The sequence below is a fragment of the Microvirga massiliensis genome (genome assembly GCF_001006805.1).
Taxonomy (GTDB): Bacteria; Pseudomonadota; Alphaproteobacteria; order Rhizobiales; family Beijerinckiaceae; genus Microvirga; species Microvirga massiliensis.
On the sequence record NZ_LN811359.1, the window covers coordinates 284,389 to 301,034 of the forward strand.

The 16,646-nt window shown below is 61.6% G+C and carries 23 protein-coding genes; 12 read left to right on the top strand and 11 right to left on the bottom strand.

Translation table 11 applies throughout. The annotated features are described in order from the left end of the window. Positions 1-15 precede the first annotated feature (15 nt). From flgA to flgB, 5 genes are read right to left on the bottom strand one after another with little or no spacing between them, the layout of a single operon-like run. Positions 16-480: a flagellar basal body P-ring formation chaperone FlgA gene (gene flgA, locus BN1233_RS27405; protein ID WP_052763949.1), complete on the bottom strand. Its 465-nt coding sequence runs from the start codon at positions 478-480 to the stop codon at positions 16-18. A gap of 27 nt (positions 481-507) precedes the next feature. Further along, on the bottom strand, positions 508-1,302 hold the full coding sequence (gene flgG, locus BN1233_RS27410; protein WP_046866801.1) for a flagellar basal-body rod protein FlgG: 795 nt from the start codon (positions 1,300-1,302) through the stop codon (positions 508-510). A 12-nt stretch (positions 1,303-1,314) separates the two neighbouring features. After that, complete coding sequence (fliE, locus tag BN1233_RS27415) at positions 1,315-1,662, bottom strand: flagellar hook-basal body complex protein FliE (RefSeq protein ID WP_046866802.1); 348 nt, start codon at positions 1,660-1,662, stop codon at positions 1,315-1,317. 1 nt (position 1,663) lies between these two features. Next, complete coding sequence (gene flgC / locus BN1233_RS27420; protein WP_046866803.1) at positions 1,664-2,080, bottom strand: flagellar basal body rod protein FlgC; 417 nt, start codon at positions 2,078-2,080, stop codon at positions 1,664-1,666. Further along, complete coding sequence (gene flgB / locus BN1233_RS27425; RefSeq protein WP_046866804.1) at positions 2,080-2,466, bottom strand: flagellar basal body rod protein FlgB; 387 nt, start codon at positions 2,464-2,466, stop codon at positions 2,080-2,082. The genes flgC and flgB overlap by 1 nt, the downstream gene beginning before the upstream one ends. 476 nt (positions 2,467-2,942) lie before the next feature. Between flgB and BN1233_RS27430 the strand changes: the two genes are divergently transcribed. Beyond that, positions 2,943-3,653 (top strand): hypothetical protein, encoded by a 711-nt coding sequence (locus BN1233_RS27430; protein ID WP_147707579.1) that lies wholly within the window; start codon positions 2,943-2,945, stop codon positions 3,651-3,653. Between the two features lie 90 nt (positions 3,654-3,743). Continuing rightward, entirely contained in the window at positions 3,744-4,088 is a 345-nt protein-coding gene (locus BN1233_RS27435) for a hypothetical protein (RefSeq protein WP_147707581.1), read from the top strand. 32 nt (positions 4,089-4,120) lie between these two features. On the opposite strand, the gene BN1233_RS27440 is transcribed toward BN1233_RS27435, so the two are convergent. Then, entirely contained in the window at positions 4,121-4,849 is a 729-nt protein-coding gene (locus BN1233_RS27440; protein ID WP_147707582.1) for a hypothetical protein, read from the bottom strand. 555 nt (positions 4,850-5,404) lie between these two features. Beyond that, positions 5,405-5,845: a hypothetical protein gene (locus BN1233_RS27445; protein ID WP_046866808.1), complete on the bottom strand. Its 441-nt coding sequence runs from the start codon at positions 5,843-5,845 to the stop codon at positions 5,405-5,407. A gap of 53 nt (positions 5,846-5,898) precedes the next feature. Here BN1233_RS27445 and BN1233_RS47325 point away from each other — a divergent pair, with 53 nt between their 5' ends. Then, positions 5,899-6,066, top strand: a complete 168-nt coding sequence (locus BN1233_RS47325; RefSeq protein ID WP_154678298.1) for a hypothetical protein — start codon at positions 5,899-5,901, stop codon at positions 6,064-6,066. Positions 6,067-6,156: 90 nt separating this feature from the next. Here the strand turns inward: BN1233_RS47325 and BN1233_RS27450 are convergent, their stop codons facing one another. Then, positions 6,157-6,585: a DNA-directed RNA polymerase sigma-70 factor gene (locus BN1233_RS27450; protein WP_046866809.1), complete on the bottom strand. Its 429-nt coding sequence runs from the start codon at positions 6,583-6,585 to the stop codon at positions 6,157-6,159. A gap of 352 nt (positions 6,586-6,937) precedes the next feature. On the opposite strand from BN1233_RS27450, the gene BN1233_RS27455 reads away from it, so the two are divergent. Both BN1233_RS27455 and BN1233_RS27460 read left to right on the top strand, forming a co-directional pair. Further along, positions 6,938-7,402, top strand: coding sequence for an HAD domain-containing protein (locus tag BN1233_RS27455; protein ID WP_046866810.1), 465 nt, complete (start codon positions 6,938-6,940; stop codon positions 7,400-7,402). A 574-nt stretch (positions 7,403-7,976) separates the two neighbouring features. Then, on the top strand, positions 7,977-8,501 hold the full coding sequence (locus tag BN1233_RS27460; RefSeq protein WP_046866811.1) for a hypothetical protein: 525 nt from the start codon (positions 7,977-7,979) through the stop codon (positions 8,499-8,501). A gap of 66 nt (positions 8,502-8,567) precedes the next feature. Here BN1233_RS27460 and BN1233_RS27465 read toward each other — a convergent pair whose 3' ends face one another. After that, the gene (locus BN1233_RS27465) at positions 8,568-9,179 is read right to left on the bottom strand and encodes a hypothetical protein (RefSeq protein WP_046866812.1); all 612 of its coding nucleotides are present in this window, start codon (positions 9,177-9,179) and stop codon (positions 8,568-8,570) included. A gap of 241 nt (positions 9,180-9,420) precedes the next feature. Between BN1233_RS27465 and BN1233_RS27470 the strand changes: the two genes are divergently transcribed. Next, on the top strand, positions 9,421-9,882 hold the full coding sequence (locus BN1233_RS27470) for a macro domain-containing protein (protein ID WP_052763950.1): 462 nt from the start codon (positions 9,421-9,423) through the stop codon (positions 9,880-9,882). A gap of 75 nt (positions 9,883-9,957) precedes the next feature. On the opposite strand, the gene recA is transcribed toward BN1233_RS27470, so the two are convergent. Continuing rightward, positions 9,958-11,010: a recombinase RecA gene (recA, locus tag BN1233_RS27475; protein WP_046866813.1), complete on the bottom strand. Its 1,053-nt coding sequence runs from the start codon at positions 11,008-11,010 to the stop codon at positions 9,958-9,960. A gap of 618 nt (positions 11,011-11,628) precedes the next feature. Between recA and BN1233_RS27480 the strand changes: the two genes are divergently transcribed. Continuing rightward, a complete protein-coding gene (locus BN1233_RS27480; RefSeq protein WP_046866814.1) occupies positions 11,629-12,399 on the top strand; it encodes a hypothetical protein in 771 nt (256 codons plus the stop codon). A gap of 3 nt (positions 12,400-12,402) precedes the next feature. On the opposite strand, the gene BN1233_RS27485 is transcribed toward BN1233_RS27480, so the two are convergent. Next, positions 12,403-14,004, bottom strand: coding sequence for an RNA-guided endonuclease InsQ/TnpB family protein (locus BN1233_RS27485; RefSeq protein WP_244471042.1), 1,602 nt, complete (start codon positions 14,002-14,004; stop codon positions 12,403-12,405). A gap of 225 nt (positions 14,005-14,229) precedes the next feature. Here BN1233_RS27485 and BN1233_RS27490 point away from each other — a divergent pair, with 225 nt between their 5' ends. The 5 genes from BN1233_RS27490 to BN1233_RS48550 all read left to right on the top strand — a co-directional run. Next, on the top strand, positions 14,230-14,685 hold the full coding sequence (locus tag BN1233_RS27490) for a hypothetical protein (protein WP_046866816.1): 456 nt from the start codon (positions 14,230-14,232) through the stop codon (positions 14,683-14,685). A 215-nt stretch (positions 14,686-14,900) separates the two neighbouring features. Next, positions 14,901-15,548 carry a hypothetical protein gene (locus BN1233_RS27495; RefSeq protein WP_046866817.1) on the top strand — a complete coding sequence of 216 codons (648 nt, stop codon included), beginning with the start codon at positions 14,901-14,903 and terminating at the stop codon, positions 15,546-15,548. Between the two features lie 108 nt (positions 15,549-15,656). Then, positions 15,657-16,076, top strand: a complete 420-nt coding sequence (locus BN1233_RS27500) for a hypothetical protein (RefSeq protein ID WP_046866818.1) — start codon at positions 15,657-15,659, stop codon at positions 16,074-16,076. A gap of 142 nt (positions 16,077-16,218) precedes the next feature. Beyond that, positions 16,219-16,440 (top strand): hypothetical protein, encoded by a 222-nt coding sequence (locus tag BN1233_RS27505; protein WP_046866819.1) that lies wholly within the window; start codon positions 16,219-16,221, stop codon positions 16,438-16,440. A 24-nt stretch (positions 16,441-16,464) separates the two neighbouring features. Next, on the top strand, positions 16,465-16,646 hold a 182-nt coding region (locus BN1233_RS48550; RefSeq protein WP_046866820.1), incomplete at its 3' end, for a hypothetical protein.

A 16,646-nucleotide genomic window follows, 5' to 3' on the forward strand; every position in this document is an offset into this window, starting at 1 on the left:
CAAAAATGCGAAACATTATTGAACACCAATGCGGATGCGGCCGTCGGCCTGAACGCGGCCAACGATGACCCGGCCCGAGTCCATGTTCTTCACCTGGATCGACTGCCCGAGCGTTCCGGACTGCAAGGGCGTGCCAATGCCCGTGATCAACAGGCCGCCCTCCTCGAACACCACCGCGGTCGGAACTCCGCGGGTGACCAGCTTGGGATCATCCACGGCGTTCAACGGGATCGCCTCACCGGGCACGAGAGACCGGCGGGCCGTCTTGCCGATCAGGGCGCGGGGTGACTCCACCACGGCGACCCGGAACCGGTAGCTCCCGGGGTAGATCCGGTCCTTGAGCATCGACTCGTCGATCGTATCCCCCGGATAGATCGTCACGGCCGGGACCGGGAGAACACGCTCCTGCGCCGCCGCCAGGTGGGAACCCGCAACGGTCATGAGCGCGGCCGTCAGGGCGGCTTTGAAAATGGATTTCATCTTAAAAATTCTCCCGGTCCCGAAAAATCAGCGGATGCCTTTCGAGACCGTGCTGGCCATCTCGTCCGCGGCCTGAATGACCTTCGAGTTCATCTCAAACGCGCGCTGCGCCGAGATCAGGGTCGTGATTTCCTTGATGGGATCGACGTTCGAGGCCTCGAGATAGCCCTGGTGGATCTTGCCCGCGCCGTCCTCGGTCGGGACCAGCGGCGCCGGCGCGCCGGAGGCTACGGTCTCGCGGTAGTAGTTGCTGCCGATCGGCTCGAGGCCCGCGTCATTGGCGAAGGTTGCCAGCTGGATCTGGCCAATATCCTGCGGCTCGGCCTGGCCCGCCACCTTGGCGAAAACCTGGCCGGACTCATTGATCGTCACGTCGGTCGTGTTCGCCGGCAGAATGATCGGCTGGTTCGGGTTGACCACGTAGCCGTCGATCGTCACGAGCTGGTTGTTGTTGTTTTTGTTAAACGATCCCGCGCGGGTGTAGATGGTCTCGCCGCCCGGCGCATTCACCTGGAACCAGCCGCGGCCATTGATGGCGAGGTCGAACTGGTTCGCGGTGTTCGTCAGGGAGCCCTGCCGGTGCAGGTTCCGGATCGCGGCCGTGCGCACACCAAGGCCGAGCATGGCTCCCTCGGGCACCGGCGCCTCGCCGGTCTGGTTCGGAATGGCTTGAGCCCGCTCGGCTTGATAGAGCAGGTCTGTGAACTCGGCCCGGGCGCCCTTGAAGCCCGTCGTGTTCACGTTCGCGATGTTGTTGGCAATGACTTCGACATTGAGCTGCTGGGCATTCATGCCCGTGGCAGCGATGGCAAGCGCTCTCATGAATTATTCTCCTTAAATCGCCATCCGTGAAATTTCCTGGTAGGCCGCAACGACCTTGTCCCGGATGGCAATGGCGGTCTGGAGCGTCTGCTCCGCCGACATCACGGCCTCCACGACCTGCTGAACCGAGGCCTTGCCCTGGATTCCCTGGATCGACGCGGCCTCGCCGGCCTTCAGGGTGTCGACCGCCTTCGAGGCGACCTGAGCCATCATGTCCCCGAAGCTCGTGGCGCCGGCTCCCGAGACCGCGCCCGCGGCCGCGGCCGCTCCCGCGATCCCCTGACCGCCACCAGACTGCACGCCTGCTGACGGGCCGACGCGGTCGATCATCGATGAGATGGAAGAAGCAGCACTGATCATATCAGCCCCTCAGGAGATCGATGGTTGCCGAAATCTGGGTCCGGGCCTGCTTCATCATCTGCAGGTTGGCCTCATAGGAGCGATTGGCCTCGCGCATGTCGGCCATCTCGATCAACATGTTCACGTTCGGCTTCTTGACCATGCCGTTCTCGTCCGCGGCCGGGTTGCCGGGGTCGAACTCGACCGGGAACGGTGCCTGATCTTGCCCGACATCTTTCACGGCCACCGATGAGGCGCCCAGGGCCCGGTCAAGCTCGGCCTTGAAGGTGATCGTCTTGCGGGCATAGGGGTCGGAGCCCGGCGTCTTGCCCGTGGATTGGGCATTGGCCACGTTTTCGGAGATGACGCGCAGGCGTGCCGACTGGGCCTCGAGGCCTGCGCTCGACAGCTTCGACGAGGCAATCAGGGGATCGATCATCACGAGGTTCTCACGGTGGACATCAGCATCCGGTGAAAGGACTTCAGGATGCTGGTATTGAGCGCATGCTGGCGGCTGACCTCGCCGGACTTGCCGAGTTCCTGCTCGAGGCTGACCGAGTTCCCGGAATAGACGGTGTCCCAACTCTCGGACTTCTTGACCTTGGTGCCCTCGACCCGCGACGGGTCGAAGCCAATATGGCCGCCCTGGGTCGAGGCCATCGTCAGCCTCGTCTTGTCGAGGACATCGGCAAACGGCTCAACGTCCCGCGCCCGATAGCCCGGGGTGTTGGCATTCGCGATATTTCCGGAAATCGTCGACTGGCGGACCGCGAGCCATTGCGACTGCCGCGATGCCAGGTCGAACAGGTAGACGGGGGACGTCACACGGGGCCTCCAAAGGGGTGTTCTCCGGAGTGCTCTACACGCCCAACCTTGCCCGAGGCTGACTTCCGGGCGACCGAATCGGGGTGGAAATTAGGAAATTCTGGTCCCCCCCATCAATTCCGCCGTCGGTGGTGATGGTGTCCACCGGTGAGCTCGCCGGTAATTGCCCAGCAGTCTGAACCGCCGATCCCGAACCACCGGCACGAAAAAAGGCCGCCATAGGCGGCCAGTTTGGGAGGAAACGCCCAGATGAGGGCGCTCTCTAAACGAAAAATATCCGCGCTTGTTCCGCGGCGTGGCGGGATTGCCCCATACAACATAATGACGCAGCTCGGATCGCCTCCACCCGAACGAAATGGCCGCGCTTGCAAAAAATCGTCGAGCTTTTTCGAAAAACCGCCAAAGCTCTTTTCGCGGGACTTTTCGCTGTGATATAATAATTTCAGGTCCACAACAAAGGGACGTTCGGCGCTGTCTTGCGCACCGTCCCATTCGAGCCCTCAGCATCCGCTGGGGGCTTTATTTTTGGTTCTCCTTTCCGGACATTGATACCTATGGCCAAAGTTACAAAAATCCTGGAGCACGACTGGCTTGCCGTCCGGGTTACCTTTCCCGACGGAACAAAGGCCAATGTCACCTGGAACCGCGGCGGCGAGAATGTCGTCGTCACGCCTACGAACCCGCAAGCAGCCGAGTTGCTTTCCCTGATCGTGATGGAAAGCAAGGCCAAATTGAAGAGTCCTGGCTACCCATTCGACAACCTCGGGAAGATTGCGGGCGAGATGGAGAAGGTCGCCAAGAGTGCTACCTCCCTGAATAGCTATCTCGAGGGCCTGGAACGCGACCTGAAGGTCACCGGCGAACGCCCGAAGCCAAAGGCAGCGGACACTGCGCCCGCACAGACCCTCGTCGATCTCAAGAAGAGCCGTGGCTGGCAGCTCCAGGCCACATTCCCAACCGGTGAACGTGTCGAACTGAAAATCAACGCCCGCAGCGTTGCCCTGGCGATTGATCCGAATATCTCGCCCAAGTGGAACGAGATTTCGAATTTTGTTTTCGGCGTCAAACAGAGCGGCATCGTCGACGATGAAAAACTCGCTCGTGCCCTAACGTCCGCTGCCGAGAAGTCGGGTTCGTTGGACGAATGGATCGCCAACATGCGATCGGCAGTCCTACCGGGCTCCTAGCGCTGGCTTAAGGCTGGAGAGATTACCTATTTATGTTGATGGCTTGCAGGATTGCACCGCTTTAGCGCGCTCGGCTAAGCTGGTGCGTTCATGGCTGCTCGTTCTCATAAGGCCATCATGGCGGTGCTTCGGCGTCACTGGACGACCCACGCCATTCAGCAGTTCTGCAAGCGGTACGACCCGGCTGACTACGAGCCGGATTCCTTGATCAACCTTGTGGATCAGATCGAGCTCAAATACCGGGCCGCCTTCTCCAATCCTTACTGGGATCCGTATCCCAGGGTCATGATCGTCGCGAAGTTGAAGCGCCGCAATCTCACGATATCTCCGAAGATCAGAATTGTTTATGACCGGCGCCGACGGGTGGTCATCACTGTATTGCCTCTGAAGCTGGATCCGAACCGGCCGCGTCACCTCAAGACCCTGAAAGTATGAGGCCGACTGTGCCAAAACGGGTTTGATCCGGCCTATCGCGCTGTGACGAGTCTGGCTCTGACCGGGACCCTGAAGTACGAGCATGAATTGCCATGGCACAGGCATATGAACGTCTCCGAATGGTCGATTGCCATCCAGGCGTTTTCTGGCCGTGACGAGAACGAGACCGTCCGCCAGTAAATCGCATCATATCGATAAGGTGGATCAGTTTCTTCAAGCGCGATCTCGGAGAGGTTGCCGGCCTTGTCTACGAGGAAGAGTGTTTCGCCTCTGTGAGGGGTGAGTGGGTAAGCCCATTCGATGCGCCCCAGGAACCTGCCTACTTTTGATAAATATAGAACCGCCTCCACGCAGAGACACTCGTCGGAAATCGAGCAGACCCACTCCTTGGATTCAATGCTCCAGATCCCTAACGATCCCGCCTGAGACGCGACTCTTGCGATGAGGAAATATATGAACCTCCCGTCAGAATAGACACTGTAACCATCGCAGTCGGGTCCATTCCATCGGGCTATGTCCATATAGGTGAAGTTGAATACCTGACCACTCTCCGTTGTGACTGAGACACACGGTATGTCTTTGGCATAAGAGACGACGTCCAGATCTGGGAGTTCCAGATCCTCCAGCTCCCCCGGAGACGTCAGTTCGCCGACGGCAACTCCTCTCGCCTCCAACTCAGGGAAGTCGCGACGGAGCTTATCGACGTCAGGAACCCATGGGATCAGGTCGTCTGGGTTGAGTATCTTGATGCTCTTGGCCATCGCCTTGATCACTGGTCCTGGATCCCAATCGGCTCATCGATCCTGATACCCTGCCGCTTCGCCCACGCCTCCACTCCAAGCGCGTTCCTGCCTCGGGTTCGTCCGCGAGCTTTCTACCTTCCCTTGCCCGCTGGGCCAATCCAGCCAGAATGGCGCACAGGGTAGAAGGTGACGAGGAAATTCTTTTCAAGCACCGAACCCTGACATGATCCGTTGAACGAGGATCCCGTCCTTTTCCGAGTGTATCGTTGGATGAAAGCCCGCGTGGGGTTTTCGCGCGGTGCACCGAGTTCAAAGCGGCAAGGAGAACAACTTTGACCAGTCGCCATGAAACTCCTGGACGAAAACATCTCGGGCCCGAACTGCCCCCGGGCTTGATCAATCGGGTCGGGGGGTTAATCACCGCTCACCATGTCTGCGATCGCTTCGTTCTCTACACCAACATGCTTTCGATGAAGTCGCACCTCTTTCGAATGGACCAGGCGGAAGGACGATGGCGGTGGGTCGAGGAGTTCGATAACTCTGACGATGGCGCTCGCCTTCTCAAGAGGCTCCTCAAGACCACCAACCCAGATCAACCCTCAGAGAAGTGATCTCGTGACCACTCAAGATTCCTGTTTCTTCTATCTCGCCGGCAACGAGCATAATCCGCCTTAACCGGTGTTTCGCGGCATCGACCTGGGCCGGAAGTCCCAATATGGGGCAGACCTCGTCGCGTTGACGGCAAGCGAACTCCCTCACCTCTGCACTCTCCTCGAGGAAAGAGGCGACCATGATGTTGCCGACGAGATCCGCAGCGCCACCCCTGATGCCAATGGACTGATCCGGCTCGAAGGGGCCTGGGCGACCCGGATCGTCAGCAAGACCGACATCGAGGCTTTCGAGCGTCTCGCCGCCGACGCCCGTCCAATCGACGACGACGAATGGGGAAGCGTGCGCCAGGTCGATGCCCAGAACCTCTTTTTGAGCTCTGCGAACATCACTTTCCTGAGACATTCGCCATCGGCTCTAAGTTCTCGATCTGGAGCCTCAAGGCGACGACGGACGAGATGCTGGATGAAGCCCTGCGCCTCATCAAAGGCGAGCCCATCAAAGGAGATCCGCAGGATCTCGCTTGTCTGCAGCGGCACCGCGACAATCCTCTCGCAGCCCCTCTCCTAGGGCTCCTCAACTACGTCGGTGGCTGGATCTCAGCGATCCTCAGCACCCCATCGTGATCGCCAGAAAGGCATACGAAGAGGCGACCGGGTATTCTCTAACCCAGTCTCTCCAATTGCGCTGAAGGCCTGCTGCTCGAATGATCAGGCCTAAAGGTCGCCGAACAGAAAAGGCTGGTAAGGGACCTTTCCCCCGACGGCTTTCTTGTCTTTCTCTTTCGCGGGCGCGGACTTCGGCGGCTCCTCGCCGGCGATCCGGGCCTTGCCCTTGTCCCGGGCGATCGCCTCGGGTGCAGCCGGATCGTCGTTCAACCACTTCCCGCGCTTGATCACCTCGTTGACACGACCCTGGTTCACGCCGAGTTCGAAAGCGATCTCCTGCTGTGTCTTGTTCGTCGTCGCGTGCAACTCGAGAATCCGCCGGGCGAGCTCCGGCGTCATCTTCTTGCCCGCGATCCGGCGGCCGCGCGAAACGGTCCGGGTCGCGCGGTCCCGCTCCCGGAGCTTCTCCAGGATCGCCAAGGCCATGTGCATCCCCTGCTCGCGCAGGGCCTCTTCGAACTCTTTCAGCGTCGCCAAGCAGCAGACTCCACCAAATCCACGACCGCCCCGAGAGGCGTTCCTGATTTGTCCTATGAATCACAAAATCCGACGCTTGTCGTGGCAGGGGCCAGCATTTCCGGTGGGTAATCCTCAAGATCTTGCCCCGGCGCTGGCGAGGAGACCTAGATGTGGACACGATTGCTCGGCCGCTGAGAGCCTCACCGGGCGAGCCAGCTACCCCTCGCGCACGAGACAAGAATGCCTCAACTCAGCGATCGCGCCAGCGGATCCCTGTGTTTTCCCGTAAGGACCGAAGGGGCGTGAATCTCTTGCAAGATCGGCAATTCAGGTAGCCCTAAAGCATCCGAAAACCCTCTGAGGAGCAACCATGACGAGCATCGTCTATCTCGACCTGGACGGCGTCGTGGTCACCGCAAAGCAGCGAGCCCAATCGTCGGACCCGGATTATCTCCCGCCTGACACGATCGCTCTCATCATCGATCTGTGCCGGAAGGCCGATGCTAAGATCGTGGTCACGTCCACCTGGCGGAGAAACAGCAACTGCCGGGATGCCCTCGCGAGGGCCGGACTCCCGCCAGATTACCTTTATCCTGACTGGCGCACGGCACTCGATCTCGATCCGCCGGACGACGTCTCCGTTCGCGGATTTGAGATCGCCGATCACGTCGCCCGCAACGGGATCACGAACTACGTGATCCTGGACGATTTTCCCGTCCTGGACTGCCAGACCAAGCGGCATGTCCAACCTGACGATCGCATCGGCCTTTTGCCGGGCCACATCCATGACGCTTTCAGGATCCTAGGCCGCTGCGTCCAGCACGCAGCGGCCTAGGTCACCCCTGGTTAGCGAGGAACCGGCGAGATCTTGGATCGATCCGCCTACCTGCCCCTCGTCATCGCGAGTTCGACGAGGGCGAGGAGGCAGGGTCCTGCATCCTCTGGCCAGGAGCGTAACCCGAAGCACCAGGGCCGCTCACTGACCCGGTAGAACCAGGGATCTCGTTGTTGCGCATCATCTGGCCGGGAGTCGCGCTCGAAGCGCCGGGCCCCGTCATGGTGCTCCGATCCTGATGACCGGGAGCGAGGGATGACGCACCGCTCGAGCCTTTATTGGCATCATTCGAGAGCGATGATTGCGCAAAACCAGCGGTAATCGGAAATGCCATCAACAGGGCTGCGGCGCCCAAAAGTCCAACAATCTTCTTCACGCTGACGCTCCTCTGCGAAGTAGCCGGTGAACCCGAGAAACGCCCGCTTCCGCGATGGGTTCCCGCCGAAAATTCGGCCCCGCTTTCAGCTTCAGAATATCCCCGGAAAATAAGCCCCGATCCGGCCGGGGTCATTAGAACGGCCCCGCTCCGGCAATTGTCTGCACGCACATCAAAAATCCTTTGGAGAGAATTGCCATGAAACTCGAACTCAAAAGCGTCAAGCACGCGAAATTCGCGTCCCAGGAAACTCCCTGCTACGAAGCCACGCTCTACCTGGACGGCAAGAAAGTCGCGGTGGTCAGCAATGACGGCCACGGCGGCTGCGACCGTGTTTTCTGGACCGACCGCTCTGCGGAAGGCAGGATCGATGCTCATTTCGCGGCGATGCCGAAAATCGACGCCGGCGGGATCATGCTGCAACCCGGTCTCGAATTGTGGTGCCGCGAGGAACTCGAGCGCCAGGATATTCTCAAGACCGTAAAACGCCGCACCAAAACCAAGGTGATCGGCCTTCGCGGTTCGAGAGAAGTCTCGTTCAAAATGGCCCCGGCCGATCTCGAGAGGACCTACGCCAACGGCCTGACCGGACGCCAGATCATCGAAAAGGACCATCCGGATCTCGTCATCCTCAATGGCCTGGACGACGACGCGATCGTGGCCGCCGTCAGAAAAGCCTCAGATGCGGCTGCCGCCGAAGAGGCCCAAACCCGCGGCTGGTAGAGGCGAGAGGCCCGGCCGCACCCGTCCGGAATTTTTGAGGGGTGGGCTGAACTCCGGGTCCAGCCGCTATGGTGTCGAACCTTGAATGATCCCCTGGGTCGTCTCGACGATCCAGACAGGCCCGACCTGCTTGATCGCTACGACCCGTCCGGCTCCTGGCAGTTCCACGCCGGGGACCACGTCCTGGGTTCCGCTTGGGCCTTCCACCACGGCAAAACCGACGAACGCCTTCCGAATGGCATATTCCGGTAGGTCCTTCTTGACCTCCCCCGAGGTGCCAAGCGCGATATATTCCGGCCCGCGACCTCCTATCTCCGGATGCCTCTCATTCGAGGTTGCAGAGCCGGCAGATGCCTGACCGGTGCTCCTCTCGCGCGGCGCGCCATGTTGCCGATGAACCACGTTGCTAGTGCCATCAGTGGTGAACTTGGGGAGCGCGAGCGTGGGCATCGGGCGCTCGCCGCTCGTCTCGATCGCGTAGACCAGAAAGGCCATTGAGGCCGCCGACAGGACAAATCCGAGGCCGAACGCGACGGGATCGTCTCCGAACCATCTCCACCGCACGGCCGCTGCCGGGGAGCCCCCGGTGCGGCCAGAGACCGAACCCGTGAAGATGTTCAACCCGCTATCATCGCCGCCGGCAACGCCAGCGAGAACGCTCTTGAGCCGACGGCTCATCCCTGCTCCCCCTACGACGACCTCGACCGCTTGATCCGCCGCGGTCTTTATGTCTCGGCAATTTTGACATTCTCAACTCAGTGTCAACATCCATACCCGTCACGGCGAGGGGCGAGCTCGCTCGCTACTACTGAATTGCCGTTCCGCGCGTTTCGATCTTGCCGGAAGAGAGCCGCACCGCGGGCCTGAATCAGATTGCGGGTGTCATCCACCCATTGCTCAATTCCGTAAGGACACCTCCATGCCCGTGACCTACTGCCCCGGCCAGAACATCGTCGAGTCCTCTGCGGACCTTTTGGTAAATACCGTCAACTGCGTCGGGGTTGCCGGCAAAGGCGTTGCCCTTGCGTTCAAGCAGGCTTTCCCATGGATCATGGAGCCCTACCAGGCCGCCTGCCGGACGCGTGTCATGCGTCCCGGCACCGTCTCGATATTCCCGCTGAAGCGGGATGGCGACCGCCAGATCCTTTGGGCAGCCTTCGCGACGAAAGACCATTGGCGAGACCCTTCGCGGCTAGAGTGGGTCAAGCAGGGCCTCGGCGAGCTGGCCCGTTATGCCCGCGCCCGTGGCGTGCGCTCGATCGCCCTGCCCCCACCGGGTTGCGGCAACGGCGGTCTCGACTGGCGCATCGTGGAGCCGCTAGTGCTGGAGGCTCTCGGCGACTTCGACTTGCGCATCTACGCGCATCCGTCGCGCCCCTGATCAGCCGTTCGTCAGGCACGAAAAAGGCCGGGTGCAGAACACCCGGCCCAACATGTTCGCGATCCTGATCGGCGGTCAGGCCGCCTCGTCCGCGCTCTCATCCGGACCGTCGACCTCGGCACCGCCCTGCAGCTCCGCCGCCAGAAGGCCGGCGTTCTGACGGATCCGGGCCTCGATCGTCGCCGCGATCTCGGGGTTGTCTTTCAGGAACACTTTGGCGTTCTCGCGTCCTTGGCCGAGCCGCTGGCTGTCATGGGAAAACCAGGCGCCCGACTTCTCGACCACGCCGGCCTTGACCCCGAGATCGATCAGCTCGCCCATCTTCGAGATGCCTTCGCCGAACATGATGTCGAACTCGACCTGCTTGAACGGCGGAGCCACCTTGTTCTTGACCACCTTCACGCGGACCTGATTGCCGATCGGCTCGTCGCGATCCTTCAGAGTCGACGTCCGGCGGATGTCGAGCCGCACCGAGGCATAGAACTTCAGCGCGTTGCCGCCCGTCGTCGTTTCCGGCGAGCCATACATCACGCCGATCTTCATCCGGATCTGGTTGATGAAGAAGACCAGCGTGTTCGTCCGGTTGATGCCGCCGGTGAGCTTGCGCAGCGCCTGGCTCATGAGGCGCGCCTGAAGACCCGGCCGACTTTCGCCCATCTCTCCTTCGAGTTCCGCCTTCGGCGTCAGCGCCGCCACAGAATCGATCACGAGGACGTCGACGGCGTTCGAGCGCACCAGCGTGTCGGCGATCTCGAGGGCCTGCTCACCGCTGTCTGGCTGCGACACGATCAGGTCGTCGAGGTTCACCCCGAGCTTGCGGGCATAAACGGGATCGAGCGCATGCTCCGCGTCGACGAAGGCGCACACGCCACCCTTCTTCTGGGCCTCGGCGATGGCATGGAGGGTCAGCGTGGTCTTGCCCGACGATTCGGGCCCGTAAATCTCAATGATGCGTCCCCGCGGAAAGCCGCCGACGCCGAGCGCGATATCCAGCCCCAACGAGCCCGACGAGATCGTCTCGACATCGACCACCTGCTCGCCGCCCAGGCGCATGATCGAGCCTTTTCCGAACGCGCGCTCGATCTGGGAAATCGCGGCCTCGATGGCCTTCTGTTTATCTGAACTCATGGGGAATGAAGCTTTCTGCGTTGAGGTTGCCCGAACCCTACCTTATGCGGGCAATCAAGGCCAGAACAAAACGCGAACGATTCGTCCTGGAGGCTGCTTTTCAACACGGATTGGGATAGCGCTCCCTGCAATGCGCGGCCGGATTCTCGGAATCAAGTTGCGCAAAAAGGCCGTGCACAATTCGAATTGACCAACCTTTCTCGATCCAAGGATGCTAACAGGAGCGTAGAAAGACGCTCCTGTGATCGCTCTTATTATCTCTTTCCTCAAGATCGACACTCACGCCCGCGACACCTACGTCGTATATGCGGCTGGATACCTTTCGCGGCGCGCAGAGACCCTTGCGATCAGCGGCCTCATTCTTGGCATAGGCGCCCTCCAGGCCTCAATCATTATACGGGTCCTGGCGGTCGACTGAACGGGATCCATTCTCAGCCCGGCAAGCAATCCCGGTCGCCATAGGCCGTCAGAAGATCCTCTTGAACCCGCTTCGTCGCGGTCACAGCACCAGCGACCTTGGGCGAGTCCCACCATGTTCCGACTCCATCGCGTTTTGGCCGCCCTTGAAGCTGGAACTTCCCGGGTTCCGGCCCGACGCATCATCAGGAAAATTTCCGAATGAGTGACCCCCGCAAAGATTCTTATGTGCGTCTCAAGGCCGAAGCCCTGCAGGCCGACGTCCGCCGCCGGCGCAGCTATCGCCACAAGGATCTCGACAACCGCCGCATGGCGAAGATGCTGCTCCAGAAATTGCTTCCCCAGGCGATGGAGACCGCCAAAGAGGTTTCATCGGACGCATTGGAGACGTCGGCTCTCGGCGGCAACACTATGAAGTGGCTGCGCCTGTCGCAGTGCACGGGCGTTCACGTGTACCAGGACGCGAAAGGCGGCTGGTTTGCCGATCTGACGTTTGCCGGCCTTCCGGCCGGGGTGCCCGATATCATCGGCACGCCCGTCTCCCTCCCAAAAGCCACCCGCGAGGAAGCCCTCCAGGAGGGTATCGAACTCCTCGCGCTTGTGATCGCCCACGAGCGAAAACCGCAGGAGACCCCGGACGAGCCCATCGCGGTCTTCGATTTCGACAAAATCGCCCTGCAGATCCCGAGCGCCCTGATCCAGCAGCTAAATGAGAGCGGCCTCGAGAAACTGGGCCACGCCCATGCCATGAAACGCCTGGACGAAATCCGCACCCAGATGACTGGCGGCGAGCCCTTCACGGCCGAGAACTTCGACCGTCTGTCCAGGAAGATCACCTCGCCGTCATCGCTGTTGCCGCCGTGGCCATCACGCACGGCATCGTGCGCTGGCCCCTCCCGAAAGAGGCTATGCCCGGACCCAAGACGCGTGACATCCTCCCGCTCCCCGAGGGGAGTGGGCTTCGCCCGCTGAAGATCAGCGGGGTCCAGCGACCGTCGTGCCCGCGCGAGCGGGCTTCCGTGCGGAGCCCCGGCCTTGCGGCTCAAGCGGCAACGCGCGTCCCGTGTGGACCGGGGGCGCGATTCCGGCTGGTCTTGCCTCGCGCGGTAGCTTCCGCACCCGCGCTGCCGGGGACGACGACTGAGGGGGGCGCTTCACCGGGGTCTCTGCGGCAGGTCGCGGCTGATGCCGCCGCCCACCCGGGGAGCGGCTTGCGCCTGCCTCCCCTTCGCGCCCTCCACGCCTGACGACAGGCTGCCCGCCCGCCGGGAGATGCTTCTCCAGAGTGTCGCTCACCGTTCCAAACGCGATGAGCTGAACGATGTTGGCCGCCACGTGATCGCGATCGGCCTCCAGGCCACAGGCCTCGCAGCGGTGCACCCGCTCTTTGAGGCTCTTTGGAACTGAATGCCCGCACAGGCAGGTCTGGCTGTTGCCGCCGATCCCGGGCCGCTGATTGGGCGTGAGCACGAACCGCTCCGGCCCGAGCTTCGACGCGAGTGTCTGCTTGAGGGCGCCGATCGCCCGATCCGATGCGGCGCGGGCCAGGCGACGATTGCGGATCATGAACTGCAGCGAGTGGTCCTCACAGGCGAGGCGCTGCAGCGTGTCCGCGCAGATCGCGGCGATCTTCTTGTGATGATGGTTGCGGGTGTTCTCGACCTTGGCGTGCCGCTTTCCGACCACCCGGATCTGCGCACGCAGCCGGCTCGAATACGGAAGATCGCGCAGCGCCGGGGCCTTGGTGCCCGTTGCTGCAGCCGCCTGCACGAGTTGCTCGTGCGCCCGCTTGCGAGCCTCGAACTTGCGGGAGAGGATGCGCTGTTCGCGCTTGAGATCCTGCTGCGCCTCCTGCAGAGCCTTGGGCGGGTCGAACACCCGGCCGTGGCTGTCGGTCAACAGGCTCGCGAGCCCGGGATCGCCGCCGGCCTCCGGCAGGCCCTCCGGCACGGGCGCCCAGCGGTCGGGCACCTGGACCATGGCTATGACGCAAGCCCACCAGCGGCCCTGCGCGAATTTCACCGTGACGGTTTTCTTCGTGCCGACGATCCGGCGGTGGCCGTGCAGCTTGATCCAGCCGACGCCGGAGATCAGCAGCTTGCCGTGGTTGATCCGGCAGCCATTGCCGTATTCCGGGAAGGTGAAGCTGCGGTAGCGCTTGCGCTCGATCGGATGCGGCGGACGCACGCCCGGGCGGCCCTCGCGAAGCGCCTCGAGCCAGCGTTTGGTGCCCTCCAGGACCCGCACCGCCACATTCTGGCGCAGATGGGAATGCACCGCGGCGAGCGCCTTGTCCTTCTCCGCGAGAGCGCTGGTGCGCTTATAGAGGGCGGCGCGATCCATGTAGACGACGCGCTCGCCGGCCGCTTTGCGGGCGCGGTTCTGGCGCCGCTCGTCGGACAGTTCGATGGTCAGCGTGTCGCGCAGGCCGTGCAGCGCGTCGAGCATGGCGTGCAGGCCCTGCGCCTGCGCCTCCGTCGGGCCCATGGCAAAGCGAAAGGCGCGCGCGACCAGCCTGTGCTTGGGCCGGCGGGTCCGCTTTTTCCGCGGCGTCTCGGGCGGGGTGGGAAATTCCATCACGGCGTGCTGCTCAATGGTCAAGCGATAGGAACAATCCGGGAACACCGCAAGCAATACTTGCCGCCGCGCCGAACCCTCTTCCTGAAGGGAAAGGGGCTGCGGCGCGGATTTGTTCAGTAGGCCGGATATCGTCCGCTCATCGGCCGTTCAGCGACGACCGGCTATTGCCACCACCGTTCACTCGGAGCCATGGCTCGCACACCGGATAAGGCACCATCACAAATGAGCATCAATCAGTGGCTGCTCGGGGCTCTTGCAGCGGGACTCCTGGCCGGATCCGCACAGGCTGCCCCGCTTCACGCGCAGGCCGCTCTGGCGTCCGAGCCTCGTGGAATCGAGACAGTCCAGTACTATGACGACGCTCGCCCGACCGGGCGGGGCTTTCGGTCGAATGATCTGCCGTCCTACGATCGCAACTTCGATCGGTCCCAGCGCCGCGGGCTCTACCCTCAACCACAGCCTCGCGACTACGAATTTGGGCGGCGATTCGAGGAGAACGACCGGTCCCGGCGCTACGAATACGGTCGACCCGACTTTCGGGACCGGGAGAGGGCCTACGGGTATGATCCGAGAAGCCGCAAGGAAGCCCTGAAGGATTCCATCAAGGCGCAGCGGAAACTCCAAAAAGAGACCCACAAAGAGCAGATCCGGGCGTGGAACCGGGCGAACGGGTTCTGATACCGTCTCGACCCCGCCTTCCAATTTAGCTCCGAAGCCTCTTGCGAAAGGCCGCCTGTCCAGGCGGCTTTTTTATTGTGGCGGCCAGCCTGCCAATCATCTCAAGCCCATCCGGCACAGAGGGATAAATCTAGATCAGCCAAAAATCCCATGGAAGGATAAGCCCGCGGGGTTCTGGTCCTGATCGCACTCAGCCTCAGTGACGGAGATCCAAATTGGTCCACCGCGAAGCCTTCACGCGCCTGTGCACCGCGACCATTCAGGACAAGAATACGGGAAAGACTCTTCACACATTGACGGTCACTGTGTCCCCTCCGATCCCCGGCAAGTCGGGGCATCCCTACCGCAAGGTCAGGGCCCTCGATGCGGACGGGACCCCTTACTACGGCTACGTTCGAGGCCGACGCGGAAACACAGAAGTCAGTGCCACCCACAGTCCTCTCACGGTCTTCCTCTATATCGGATCCGGCAAGGTCGAGTTCAGCTTTGCCGGTGTGAGCGACACCGTGACGGTCCGCCAAGAAACCCCCTCGCCAACTCCGAACGCGAGCGCCGGCGCCGAGCCTCACGCACGGCCGGAAGCAGGAGCCGCTCGGTGGGAAGATTTTCTCGGCGACTTCACGCGCGGTTCGCCAATCGGCACACCCCGACCGAAATCGCGGGACCAGGACGCGCTGTGGCAGCATGTCGAAGCCATCATCACGGCCAAGCTCAAGGCCAATCCGGATGGAAAATCGCGCGTGAAGCGGGCCATGGCCCTTCTTTTCCATTCCGATGGCCAGAACGGGCCCAGTAACGAAGCCAATCTCCTCGGCCGGGCCAATAATCTCATTGACGAGCTTGCGCCCCGAATTTCGGCTTGAGCCGCCGGGAACTCTGAAACTCTAGAGACTCAGCTTCGTTAAATCAGTGCGTGCCTCCGCCGCATCGGTTTTGTAAAATTCGGGGAGCGATACGCAAAAGGATATCTGATGCCCTACACCGATCCGCCAGAAATCCTGGCCGCCGCTTTAATGCTCCAGGCCACGATCATGTGGGTCGCCGTGCGGTTCGGGGCGGATTTCTGGTACACGCAGCGCCATTTCACGACGATAAAGCCCGGGGATCGAGGATTTCTGTCGACCGGGAACAGAAGCGTCGACCGCTATCTCACGATCTCGTCGATCGCCATCGCGACGGCCTCGCTATACATCATCTCGCAGGTGGTCGATAAATCCTTTGCGCCCTGGTTGGTAATTCCGACCTTCGGCCTCGTGGTCGGAACCGATGTCGGGCTCTTTCTCACGGTGGTTGGCCTGAACGATCACCGGGAAAAGCTCGGCAATTTCTCCGAACGGCGCCAGGAAACCTTTTGCAGCCCGAAGCCAACCGCGCCGCTCGTCACAAAATAAGGCCACGCTCCAAGACCTCAGCCAAGTCCATTGCGCCGCAAGCCCCTGTCTCACGCCGGGGCTTTTTTATTTTCCGCTAACAAACACCCGACTTTCCTTAGGCGAACCCGTTCCAGCGATAAATCCCGAGTAGGGAGAGACAATGGCTCCGCTTTTCGCCTACGCCGACCCTCGGAAACGAGAGACAACCTACCGGCTCCTGCGGTCCGCCCGTCAGGCGCGGGATCTCTATCGCATCGCTTGCGATGCCAACAACGAGCCGCTCAGGAAGATGCGCCGAGCTGAATTCCTGGCTGCTCGGGACGCCGCCAATGCGGCCCGCCGGGACCTTTACGGAACCCGGCCGCAGGCCTCCCACCCCTGATTCGCACTTCGAGGACAACCCCAAATGGCGAACAACAGGCTCATCGGGCTATCGCTCTCCTTCTGCATCAAGGACATCATCCTGGGCCAGGTGCAGCTCGAAACAGTCGAGAAAATCGTCACCGGCACCAGGGCCGTTACCGAGGCCGACTGGGAGGAGATCGCGAACCGTTACGCGCAAGTCTATTGGAAGGCCAATCCGGTCTA

Coding starts and splice junctions, on each gene's coding strand:
- BN1233_RS27485 (WP_244471042.1), bottom strand. CDS start 14,004: ATGGAATTTCCCACCCCGCCCGAGACGCCGCGGAAAAAGCGGACCCGC.
- BN1233_RS27480 (WP_046866814.1), top strand. CDS start 11,629: ATGAGTGACCCCCGCAAAGATTCTTATGTGCGTCTCAAGGCCGAAGCC.
- BN1233_RS27460 (WP_046866811.1), top strand. CDS start 7,977: ATGAAACTCGAACTCAAAAGCGTCAAGCACGCGAAATTCGCGTCCCAG.
- BN1233_RS27455 (WP_046866810.1), top strand. CDS start 6,938: ATGACGAGCATCGTCTATCTCGACCTGGACGGCGTCGTGGTCACCGCA.
- BN1233_RS27505 (WP_046866819.1), top strand. CDS start 16,219: ATGGCTCCGCTTTTCGCCTACGCCGACCCTCGGAAACGAGAGACAACC.
- BN1233_RS27470 (WP_052763950.1), top strand. CDS start 9,421: ATGCCCGTGACCTACTGCCCCGGCCAGAACATCGTCGAGTCCTCTGCG.
- flgC (WP_046866803.1), bottom strand. CDS start 2,080: ATGATCGATCCCCTGATTGCCTCGTCGAAGCTGTCGAGCGCAGGCCTC.
- BN1233_RS27500 (WP_046866818.1), top strand. CDS start 15,657: ATGCCCTACACCGATCCGCCAGAAATCCTGGCCGCCGCTTTAATGCTC.
- BN1233_RS47325 (WP_154678298.1), top strand. CDS start 5,899: ATGCTGGATGAAGCCCTGCGCCTCATCAAAGGCGAGCCCATCAAAGGA.
- flgA (WP_052763949.1), bottom strand. CDS start 480: ATGAAATCCATTTTCAAAGCCGCCCTGACGGCCGCGCTCATGACCGTT.
- fliE (WP_046866802.1), bottom strand. CDS start 1,662: ATGATCAGTGCTGCTTCTTCCATCTCATCGATGATCGACCGCGTCGGC.
- BN1233_RS27435 (WP_147707581.1), top strand. CDS start 3,744: ATGGCTGCTCGTTCTCATAAGGCCATCATGGCGGTGCTTCGGCGTCAC.
- recA (WP_046866813.1), bottom strand. CDS start 11,010: ATGAGTTCAGATAAACAGAAGGCCATCGAGGCCGCGATTTCCCAGATC.
- flgG (WP_046866801.1), bottom strand. CDS start 1,302: ATGAGAGCGCTTGCCATCGCTGCCACGGGCATGAATGCCCAGCAGCTC.
- BN1233_RS27465 (WP_046866812.1), bottom strand. CDS start 9,179: ATGAGCCGTCGGCTCAAGAGCGTTCTCGCTGGCGTTGCCGGCGGCGAT.
- BN1233_RS27440 (WP_147707582.1), bottom strand. CDS start 4,849: ATGGCCAAGAGCATCAAGATACTCAACCCAGACGACCTGATCCCATGG.
- BN1233_RS27490 (WP_046866816.1), top strand. CDS start 14,230: ATGAGCATCAATCAGTGGCTGCTCGGGGCTCTTGCAGCGGGACTCCTG.
- BN1233_RS27445 (WP_046866808.1), bottom strand. CDS start 5,845: ATGTCTCAGGAAAGTGATGTTCGCAGAGCTCAAAAAGAGGTTCTGGGC.